Source organism: Streptococcus cuniculi, assembly GCF_004570575.1.
In the GTDB taxonomy this organism is placed as follows: domain Bacteria; phylum Bacillota; class Bacilli; order Lactobacillales; family Streptococcaceae; genus Streptococcus; species Streptococcus cuniculi_A.
The window spans coordinates 21,974-32,351 of the sequence record NZ_SPPD01000022.1; the positions used below are offsets into that span (position 1 = coordinate 21,974).

General features: G+C 43.5%; 8 protein-coding genes and 1 tRNA gene. 1 reads left to right on the forward strand and 8 read right to left on the reverse strand.

Annotation, left to right across the window (positions count from 1 at the left end):
• Positions 1-1,029 carry a tRNA preQ1(34) S-adenosylmethionine ribosyltransferase-isomerase QueA gene (queA, locus tag E4T82_RS10745; RefSeq protein ID WP_135182792.1) on the forward strand — a complete coding sequence of 343 codons (1,029 nt, stop codon included), beginning with the start codon at positions 1-3 and terminating at the stop codon, positions 1,027-1,029.
• Between the two features lie 309 nt (positions 1,030-1,338).
• Here the strand turns inward: queA and E4T82_RS10750 are convergent, their stop codons facing one another.
• From E4T82_RS10750 to E4T82_RS12555, 8 genes are all read right to left on the reverse strand, one after another.
• Positions 1,339-2,457 (reverse strand): aminotransferase, encoded by a 1,119-nt coding sequence (locus tag E4T82_RS10750; protein WP_135182793.1) that lies wholly within the window; start codon positions 2,455-2,457, stop codon positions 1,339-1,341.
• Positions 2,458-2,609: 152 nt separating this feature from the next.
• Positions 2,610-3,215 carry a superoxide dismutase SodA gene (sodA, locus tag E4T82_RS10755; RefSeq protein ID WP_135182794.1) on the reverse strand — a complete coding sequence of 202 codons (606 nt, stop codon included), beginning with the start codon at positions 3,213-3,215 and terminating at the stop codon, positions 2,610-2,612.
• Between the two features lie 75 nt (positions 3,216-3,290).
• Positions 3,291-4,322: a DNA polymerase III subunit delta gene (gene holA, locus E4T82_RS10760; protein WP_135182798.1), complete on the reverse strand. Its 1,032-nt coding sequence runs from the start codon at positions 4,320-4,322 to the stop codon at positions 3,291-3,293.
• 77 nt (positions 4,323-4,399) lie between these two features.
• Positions 4,400-5,923 carry an AMP-binding protein gene (locus E4T82_RS10765; RefSeq protein WP_135182795.1) on the reverse strand — a complete coding sequence of 508 codons (1,524 nt, stop codon included), beginning with the start codon at positions 5,921-5,923 and terminating at the stop codon, positions 4,400-4,402.
• 99 nt (positions 5,924-6,022) lie between these two features.
• Positions 6,023-8,260, reverse strand: coding sequence for a DNA internalization-related competence protein ComEC/Rec2 (locus E4T82_RS10770; RefSeq protein ID WP_135182796.1), 2,238 nt, complete (start codon positions 8,258-8,260; stop codon positions 6,023-6,025).
• Positions 8,244-8,882: a helix-hairpin-helix domain-containing protein gene (locus E4T82_RS10775; protein WP_167753616.1), complete on the reverse strand. Its 639-nt coding sequence runs from the start codon at positions 8,880-8,882 to the stop codon at positions 8,244-8,246. Before E4T82_RS10775 ends, E4T82_RS10770 begins: the two co-directional genes overlap by 17 nt.
• A gap of 657 nt (positions 8,883-9,539) precedes the next feature.
• Positions 9,540-9,612 (reverse strand) — tRNA-Thr (locus E4T82_RS10780).
• 272 nt (positions 9,613-9,884) lie between these two features.
• Positions 9,885-10,378 (reverse strand): hypothetical protein (locus E4T82_RS12555; protein ID WP_167753617.1); only part of this gene is annotated, 494 nt, incomplete at its 5' end.

Consider the following 10,378-nt stretch of genomic DNA (forward strand, 5'->3'; position numbering starts at 1 on the left):
ATGAATACTGCTGATTTTGATTTTCACTTACCCGAACACCTGATTGCCCAAGTCCCGCTTGAGCAACGTGACGCTTCACGCCTCTTAATCCTCGACCGTGAAAAACAGACCATGGTGGATGCCCATTTCGACCAAATTATCGACGAATTAGAGCCTGGAGACGCTCTCGTCATGAACAATACCCGTGTCCTACCAGCCCGTCTCTACGGTGAAAAGCCTGAGACTGGTGGCCATGTGGAATTGCTCCTCCTCAAAAATACTCAAGGTGATCAATGGGAAGTTCTCGCCAAACCAGCCAAGCGCCTCAAGGTAGGCAGTCAGATTTCCTTTGGCGATGGGCGTTTGACCGCAACCATCATTCAAGAATTAGAACATGGTGGTCGGATTGTAGAATTTGCCTATGACAGCATTTTTCTCGAAGTCTTAGAAAGTCTTGGAGAAATGCCCTTACCACCTTATATCCATGAAAAACTCGATGACCGCGAACGCTACCAGACTGTTTATGCTAAGGAAAATGGATCTGCCGCTGCACCGACAGCGGGCCTTCATTTTACCAAAGATTTGCTAAAAAAAATCGAAGCAAAAGGGGTTAAACTGGTCTATCTGACCCTCCACGTCGGCCTTGGAACCTTCCGCCCCGTATCCGTTGATAATGTAGATGAGCACGAAATGCACTCTGAATTTTACAGTCTATCAAAAGAGGCAGCTACCACCCTACGAGAGGTAAAGGATTCGGGCCACCGTATCGTTGCAGTCGGCACCACTTCTATCCGCACCTTGGAGACCATCGGCAATAAATTTGAGGGAGATATTCAGGCAGATAGTGGTTGGACCAATATCTTCATCAAACCGGGTTATCAATTTAAAGTAGTTGATGCTTTTTCAACCAATTTCCACCTCCCAAAATCAACCTTGGTCATGCTGGTATCTGCTTTTGCAGGACGCGACTTTGTCCTTGAAGCCTATCAACATGCGATTGACAATGAATACCGATTCTTTAGCTTTGGCGATGCCATGTTCATCAAATAATCAATGCCCCTCCCTCGCAAGTCTGTGTAAGGGAGGGGCATTTTATCGTCATTTCGTTTCTACCTAAAGGTAGCCACAGCTGTAACTCGCTAAAGCGAGAACAGCTACCTATCCACTAAAGGGATTCTCAGCTGTAATCGGCTAAAGCCGAAACAGCTGCCTATCTTTTTCACACAGTGCTTAGCTCGACTTCAATTACTAAGATACCAAAGTTCGTTGACACGAGTTACACTCGTTTTATTTCCAACCTCCAACAGTCTTCTAGACGATTGGAGCGGGTACTAAAAGGAAACCAAATGACGATATCACTCAATCATATTGCCTCAAGCATTCTGATAGCAACGTCAAGCCCTTTTTCAAGGTCGCGGTCTGTGTACAGTAACCCAAACGAGCATATCCTGGACGGTCAAAGCGATTGCCTGGTACCAGCAAAACTCCTTTTTCCTGTAACAAACGTAGGCAAAACGTCTCTGTCTCTTCGGGGATGTCCAATTTGATAAAAGAAACAGGAACCGCACTTGGATCAATCAAGGACACCCGTGGCTCGTGTTCCACCCAATCTTTGACTACACTCAGATTTTCAGCAACGATTGACCGATTTCGCTCCAAAACCACTTCCTTATGCTGCAAAACATAAGTCGCAAGGGCATCATCTACCACCCCAGCACAGATCATCGTGTAATCACGGTATTTCCGAAAGAGATTGGACAGCTCATCATTGGCCACAACCCAGCCAACTCGCACACCAGCAACCGAGTAAGTCTTTGACATACTATTGACCGAAATGCCTTTTTCGTACAAATCCACTATGGCTGGCACATCAAAGCGAGTATCTAGAGGCTTATACACTTCATCAGATAAAATATAAGCCCCAACTTCTCTCGCAATCGCCACCAGCTCCTCCAAGAAAGAACGTTCCATCACAGCACCTGTTGGATTATTGGCATTATTAATGCAGATTATCTTGGTATTGGGACGAATCAAGGCACGCAAATCATCTAAAGACGGTAACCAAGCATCTTCCTCACGAATCTGCCAAAGCGAGACTTCTGCTCCCAAAGAGCATGGAATATCGTACAACTGCTGATAGCTCGGGTAGAGCGAGATAACATGGTCACCTTTTTCAATCAAGGCATAGAGCGCCAAGTGATTGGCTCCTGTTGCCCCATTGGTCTGGAGAATCTGACTGACTTCTACATTCTGATAGAGTTTTCGTACCTCTTCCTTAAAAGCAGGTGAACCCTCAATCCAGCCATAATTCATCTTCTTGTCCCACAAATCCTCTAAAAATGCTGTCTGAGAAGCCCCGCCTATCTCTAGAATATCTCTCAAGGTCAGCGAATCAATCGAACTTCCTGCAATATCATAAAGGGCTTCCTTTTCCCATTCATTCAACCACTCTTCCACACCAAATGCTGCAATTTCCATAGCACTCTCCTATCAGACCTATCTTTGTCTCTCTAGTGTATCATATTTATGCAGTAAAGTGGATAAAAAAACAGTCCAGTGGACTGTTTTTCACGAGCTTGTAAATAAGAAAGCGAGTTAGGGCCTGTGGACTATTTTTTCATTTGCTATTCTTATTTAGCTGCTTGGTACAATTCGTTTACTTTGTTCCAATTGATAATTTCAAAGAATGCCTTGATGTAGTTTGGACGAACATTGCGGTAGTTCAAGTAGTAAGCATGCTCCCACACATCAAGCGCCAAAATTGGTATTAAACCATTCATAATTGGCGTGTCTTGGTTAGCAGTTGAGACAATTTCAAGCTTGCCTTCTTTATTCACTACCAAGAAAGCCCAACCTGAACCAAAACGAGTGGTCGCTGCTGTTGTGAAGGCTGCTTGGAAGTCTTCAAATGAGCCGAATGTCGCTACAATATCTGCTGCCAATTCTGCTGGAACTTCTGTTTTTTCTGGTGACAACAATTCCCAGAATAAAGCATGGTTCAAGTGACCACCACCGTTGTTAATCAAGGCTTGGCGAATATCCGCTGGAATTTGTTCCACATCTGAAAGCAAAGCCACCAAGTCTTCACCAATTTCTGGGTGTTTTTCAAGCGCCGCATTTGCATTGGCAACATAAGTTGCATGGTGCTTGTCATGATGTAGCGTCATTGTTTCAGCATCAATATGTGGCTCAAGAGCATCGTAAGCGTATGGTAAATCTGGTAAAATAATTGCCATATTCGGCCTCCTTTAATCTTCTATACTATCTATTTTACCGCAATGTGAGAGCCTTTTCAATTTTTTTGTCTGAAATCATGTGCTGGCAATTTTTAATAATGCAATGTCAAAAAGATAGTCCTTGTCAAACTGCCCCTGTTTGATTTGATAGTCCGTCTCAATCAAGACCTGCACTACCTTCTTGAGGAAAGAAAGGGATAGAGAACGTGAATCCCGCAAGGCAAACTTGACCTGAAAGGGATTGATTTTACGACCCATGATGTCTGATAATTCTGCCACCATCTGCTGTTCACTCAGTCCGTCTTTTTGCAAGATTTGTACCTGTAAAAACAAGCGGAATTGATTGAGTAAAATCGCAATCAGCTTAATCTCATCTTCTCCCCGCAAACGCAGATCACGAACCAAACTTCTAGCCTGATCAATCTTGCCCTGTAAGAGAAGCTGGCTCATATCAAAAAGATTATCTTGCAAGGTTTTAGGAATGGCCTGCTCAATATCTTCAAGTCCAATCTGACGACTCCCCTTATAGGACTGTAAAAAAGCCAGATTTTTATGGATTTCAGCAAAATCAAAATTCGACTTAACTAAGAGATGAGCCATGACCGTATTGTCCACGTTCAACCCCATTCTCCCTATCTCTTGCTTGAAAAATTGTCGCAATTCCGCTTCTTTGAGGCTATTTGCTTCTAACACCAGCCCGTCCCGTTTCAAGAGCTTGACCAGACGGCGCTTGCTATCTAATTTTCCACCTGCAATGACAATCAGCCTCGTCGTTTCAACAGGGTGATTCAGATAATCCTCAAATTTCTTGAGTTCTTCATCGCTCAAATACCGTTTTTTATCGGTCGTTATATCGGCAAAATAGTCCAAAATAACAATTTTTTCATCCGAAAAAAAGGGGAGGGAAACCAAATCAAGCTCCACTTGAGCATAATCAGACTCGCCCATATCAAAATAGGCATAGGTCAAGTCACTGCTGTCAAAACCAATTTGTTTGAGAAGTGCTTCCTTGGCTAGTTGAAACTGTCCAACATCCTCACCAGCTAGCACCGTAAGCAGCCCCAAGTTCTCCTTCTTTACTTTCTGAATTTCATCAATAATAGTCATCATTCCCTCGCATTTCTTCACTATTATTATAACAAAAAAACTGTCACACGACAGTTTTTCAATGAGAAATCCATTCATTAAAGATTCTTCCGTTTCATCTCCGCTTCCATCTTCAAGCGCTGCACTTTCATCGTTGCGGTCCGTGGAATATCCTCATAGGCCATTAAAATGGGCTCTTTGAGTAGGGGAAGGTCTGCCACTTGATGCCACCACGTATCCCAATCCATCACCGCACCTTCTGCAAGAGCAATAATCGGTTGGGGAGCGCCATTTGCATCACGAATAATGACAACCTCTGATAAAAACTCCAACCGATCCAACAGAAAATCTTCCAAGGCTAGATTGCTGTCAATGGACTCGATCACATCGACCTGACGATCTTTCAAGAGTAGCGTTCCCTCTTCTGTCATGCAACCATAATCGCCACTATCCCACCAGTCTCCATAGACATTTTCTTGAAAACGAGCATCTTCCTTATAGTAGGTCACCGCACGCCCACGGGAGAGAAGTTGAATATGGCCATTTTGCCCAGCTGGTAAAAGATGACCATGTTCATCTGTAATTCGGGCTTCTGTATAACCAGAAAGCCCTACCCCCATATCCCGACCACTTGTGCTACCAAGAGTTTCCAAGCGATGATAGCGCAGAATCATCGGTCCGCATTCACTCTGACCATAGACCTGCATAAAGACAGGAGCTTTTGCCTTAGAAGCCTCTAAAAAGGCTCGCAAAGTTCCAATATTGATAGCATCAAAGGTCGAATGATAATAACGGATGCTTGAAAAAACAGACGAATTATTCTTAGCAAGCTGTGCCCATTGCACAAAATTATTCGGGTGCGTTTCAAGCGCCATTGGTCGATAGCGTTTCAACGTCTCTGCGACATCTTGAGCCTTAGAAGACGACAAGGGAAGCAAAGGAAAACCAAGTCCAATGGCCGAAGAAACACCAATGTTATAGCGTGAATGAACAGGAGAAATATGAAACGCCAACAGATTGCGCTCGGTCATTTTTTCAAAAATCGTCTGCTGCCAAGCCACGCGCCAACCCATGGTCTGCGCCGTGTGGCAGATGAGCTTGGGAATTCCGGTCGTTCCAGAGGTGTGAGTCATATACTGAATCACATCTTCAGGAAGCAGATTTTCAGCAACAGGATGAGCAGGAAAAGTCAACAGATCTGCGACTGCAAGAGTGGTCACCACCCCCCTACGTTCCATCGCTGCAACTCGTTCTTCCGTCTCCTCATCAAAAACGATAAAGGAACGCTCCAACCGCTCTGCAAAGACATCTAGGGTACTAGCCGGCAGGTGATAAGAAGACATTACTGGAACTGCACCCAGAGCTGTCGCAGCCACTGCTAACAAATAGGTATCAAATGCTGGACTTTTATAAAACATGACCTTATCGCCATACGAAATTCCCGCAGCCGCTAATTGATAAGCCCTTTGTTGGATAGCCGCAAAGACCTGAGCATACGTATTTTCAAGCCCCAATTCAGGGAACCCCTGATAGGTCTTATCAAATACGATAGCGACTTCTGGAAAACGCTCTGCTGCTTGCTGAAATTGGCGGTATAAGTTTAATGGTTGATAGGAAATCATCCTTCATTCCTAACCTTTCTAAATTTGTGAAAAACAAAACATAACTATCGCCATTATACCACGTTGAAATCTCTTTCACAAATGAAAACAAACGAACACTTATCTCACCGTCTCAATCTTCCATTTCTTCCATCCTCTGAAACGAATCGCTCCTTGTTCATCCGTCCGAAATACCTGTATCTGCCGCTCTTGAAAACGTTGAAGGGCTTCCTGATGCGGATGCTCGTAACGATTGTGTTTTCCCGCTGAAATCAAGGCTATCCTTGGAGAAATAGCATCTAAAAATTCTGGATAAGAAGAGCCTCTTGAACCATGATGTCCTGCCTTTAAAACGTCAACAGACAAGCGAGGATACCGCTTGATCAACTCCAATTCACCGTCTTCCAAATCCCCTGTAAATAGAAACCTGATCTGCAATAACTCACCGTATAAGACAACCGAATCATTGTTACCACCATTCCCTTTGTGATTAGGATAGAGCACACGTAAAAAGCCGTCACATATCGGAATAGTGTCGCCTACTTTTACCAAATGAGGTGGCTTCTTTATTGTCTGTAACATCTCTGTCAGATCCTTACTAGTCGTGCTCCCCTCAGAAATGTAAATATTACCGATGTCCATTTCTCTAGCCAGCTCCATTAAATCGCCCACGTGATCCGCATGGGCATGGGTCAGGACTAAGTAATCAATCCTAGCCACACCACGACTACGAAGGTAAGGAATCAAGGTTCGCTCCGCATTGGCCTGACTAGCTCGTTCTTGCCAAGGCTCTTTTGATACAACATTCACCTTACCACCCACATCAATCAGCACTGTCCGCCCTCGCACATCCCTCAAAAAAATACTGTCTCCTTGTCCAACATCTACTACTGTCACCTCATTTTCCACAGGATATTTAATGATGAAAAATAGCAGAGCTACTAAACTGATAAGGAGTATGCACCATTTCGGATTCTGATACAGATCATGTAGCAAAAGCAAGACGGCTAATAAGACCAGTAGGCAAACAGCAGTCGGCTTGCCAAAAATCCAGGGCTTCAAGCCTAAACCTGCCACCCACTGAATGCAGGATTCCAGCCAGACAAAAAGAAAATTAACCTGCGTGAGTTTAGCAAGTGGCGAAAATAGAAAAACAAAGCTTAAGCCTGGCAACAAGACCACATCAAAAAGAAAGGAGAAGAAAAAGGTCAAGAGAATTGACAAGGGGTGAAAACTGTAAAAATAGTAAATGAAGAGAGGTAAAATCCCAACTGAAATCGCTACACTTTCTACCAGTATTCGCTTATAATGTCCCAAGTCTTCAAAATCAAAAACGGCTAGGAGAAAGGCATAGGCAAAACTCAATACGCCACCTGTAGTGAGCAGAAAATGAGGCATGACTAGAAAGGAAAGGATAATCGTACAAGCTATATTATCCAGCTTAGTGATACCCATATTGGCAAACATCTTTTGCAGGAGAGAGCGATTGACCGATACTGAAAATCCTGTCAAACCTGCATAGATAAAGGAAAATAGAACTTGTAACCAGTCGACTATTTCCTTACGCACCCCAAGGCGCAAGAAAAGAGACCGGAACTGATCCACAAAAAAGCCGACCTGCATACCTGAAAGCGCAAATAGATGGATAATTCCTAAGCTAGAGTAAAGGTCACTCATCTGGTCAAATTCCTTGTCCAAGTCTCCAAATAAGAGCCCTGTCATATAATGCCGCATCGGACTTGGAAACTGCTCCTTGATGTAGACCAAGGCCTTACGTCGAACGAGAGAAAGCCAGTCTAACGGATTCCAAGCTCCCCGCTGCTCTATCTTCTCAATCTTGCTAATCTTGACCGTCTTATAAATCCCCTGTGTCCTCAAATAATCTCGATAATCAAAGCCATTGAAATTCCGCTGTCCCTCTGGTTCAGACACTACTGCTTCCACCTCCAATCTGATTAGACTGGATAAGCTTTTAAAATAACGCTGCTCTTCCTGACTTTTCAATTGGTAAAAAACAGTGTACAAGTGTCCTGATGATATCCCCCGAAAGGAAAGACTATCACCATTGACTTGGATACTATCTGGCTTGACAGTCAACGAACTGACCTTCGTCGGAGCAGCCGCCTCATCCAGAACAGCCTTCACACATTGGAAGCCAAAGAAAAGGAAAAAACAAGCTAAAATCGGTAAAATCTGACAGCAGACTTTTTTCCCTTGACGAACCCAAAGCAGAGCCATTAAGCCCACCAAAATCAAACCTGATAAGACAGATAGGCGATACATGACAAAGTAGAGGCTTAGTAGTAAAACGACTAGATGAATAGGAGCAAGAGGAAGCTTTTTAATCAACTGTAACATAAGGACGAATATTCTCCAAACTCTTGCTACCTATCCCAGGTACATTCTTCAAGTCATCAACCGACTGAAAACGACCCTTACTCTCACGGTAGGCAATAATATCTGCTGCCCGCTTGGCACCGATACCTGAAATGGTCTGCAATTCTACTTCTGTAGCTGTATTGACATTGACAAGACCTATCGTTTCTCCCTTATCGCCACTTGCTGGCGCTGAACTCACGGAAGGAATAATCGAGACAGCCTCCTCCTTGGTCGCAACATAAACAACGCCCTCATCACTCAACTTCTGAGCTAAATTGACAGACTTAGAATCAGCAGCTTCTGTCAAACCACCCGCTGCTTCTACCGCATCATGGATACGACTTCCTGCTGGCAAATGGTAAATGCCAGGCTTCTTAACAGCACCTTTGATATCCACTACTAGATTCTCCATTAGCTGCGAATCCATTGACCTCTCTACCGCTTGCTCGCTACTAGTTGCTAAGTCTGTCAGGCTAGTCGCTTCTTCTGTCTGCCCTGTTTGCCCCAATACAAAGACGATTGCAAGAATGACACTAAGTCCTACTCCTGCCACAATAAACCACTTATAATCACGCAAAACTTCTATCCACTTTTCAAGCATATTCTGACCTCCACTTTATCTATTCGTAAAACCTATCAAAAAAACTCGCATAAGACGAGTTTTTAAAGAACATAGAATGTTTGTATAAATGAAGATCAATCATCTGCATAGCAGCTAGCTATGTGTCTCGTGGCTAACAGAGCAAGGTAGCATAAAGCAATCGAGTAGGGACTGATTTCTAATTCCTCTTACACCACCATGCGTGCCGTTCGGTGCACGGCGGTTCAACTAACTTTTAACACATGTCATTCTAGATAATAATATAAGCAAGCAATCAGTCCATGTTTAGAGAGGACTGATTTTGGATATAGCTCGTTTTACAGACACGAGTGAAGTAGGTAGACTTCTATCTGGTATTTTTTATTTTCAGCACCAGACTTCCAACAGTCTGGGGATAGACTGTTGGAATCCGCTACCTCACGCTAGTCAGGCTTGACAGTCACTATTGGCTTCACCGGTAGCGGGTTCCCATAGAGGACTTTCACCTCATACTAAAAGAAAATCAAAAATAGACGAGGAAACGTAGTCGAAGATAGAACTGGCGTTCATCGAGACAAGTTGACAAAGTATAGTTTTGATTTTCAAAGAGTATCAGTTGTACGACATGCCAGTCGTACACATAAAAAAGCCTGCTATCGCAGACTTTCTATACTAGTATGCTAGTTGCCGGGATTGAACCGGCGACCTCATCCTTACCATGGATGCGCTCTACCGACTGAGCTAAACCAGCAATACTTTGACAGTATACCAAGAAATCAATCATTTGTCAAATGTTCTTATAAATTATTTTTATCTTTTGAATCTTTTGCTCTTTTGAAAACCATCAAAGTTTCCTGAAATAGGGCTAAACAATCCACTTTTCTTAACTTACTGGAGGAAGCCTTATTCTTTTATTGATGATTATTCTGAAACAGTTAATCTAGCTCCTGCTTGCCGTTCTACTTTCTCATATTCCTGCTTCTTCTTTGATAAGCCTTGCTCCTATTTGTTTGAATGTTTTCCTCATCGTTTCTCCTTTCCTCCCATCTTGCCAATGACCGCATTTACAGTTTTTCCTGCAGATAACTCAGAACCGTCTGTATGGACAATTGGCGCCATGTTGTTCACAAGAAATTGATCTCCTGTCTCACTATACTGTAAGCGAAGAGTCGCAGTCCCTTGCTCATTATAGGACTTCCCGTCACGGTTGTCCTTTTCTTCTAAAATCGTTTGGGAATAGCGGACTTGTGCAATCACTTCCTTGTTCTCACTATCAATATAGATGGTGGCGTTTTGGTAGATACGGTCCACCACATATCCTTTGTAGGTCTTTTGAAGCGGTGTATCTTCGTCAGAAACCGTTGCATTGTAGAGGCCTTCTGTCATAAAAGGTTTGTAGCGCTTGCGATTTTCTCCCAAGTCCTTCCTAGTATAATAGGCAATCAAGAAGTCTTCGACTTCTTTTCGCTTGAGTTCATGAGCTGCTGCCTCTTTCTTCTTGACCGTTTGGCTTATTG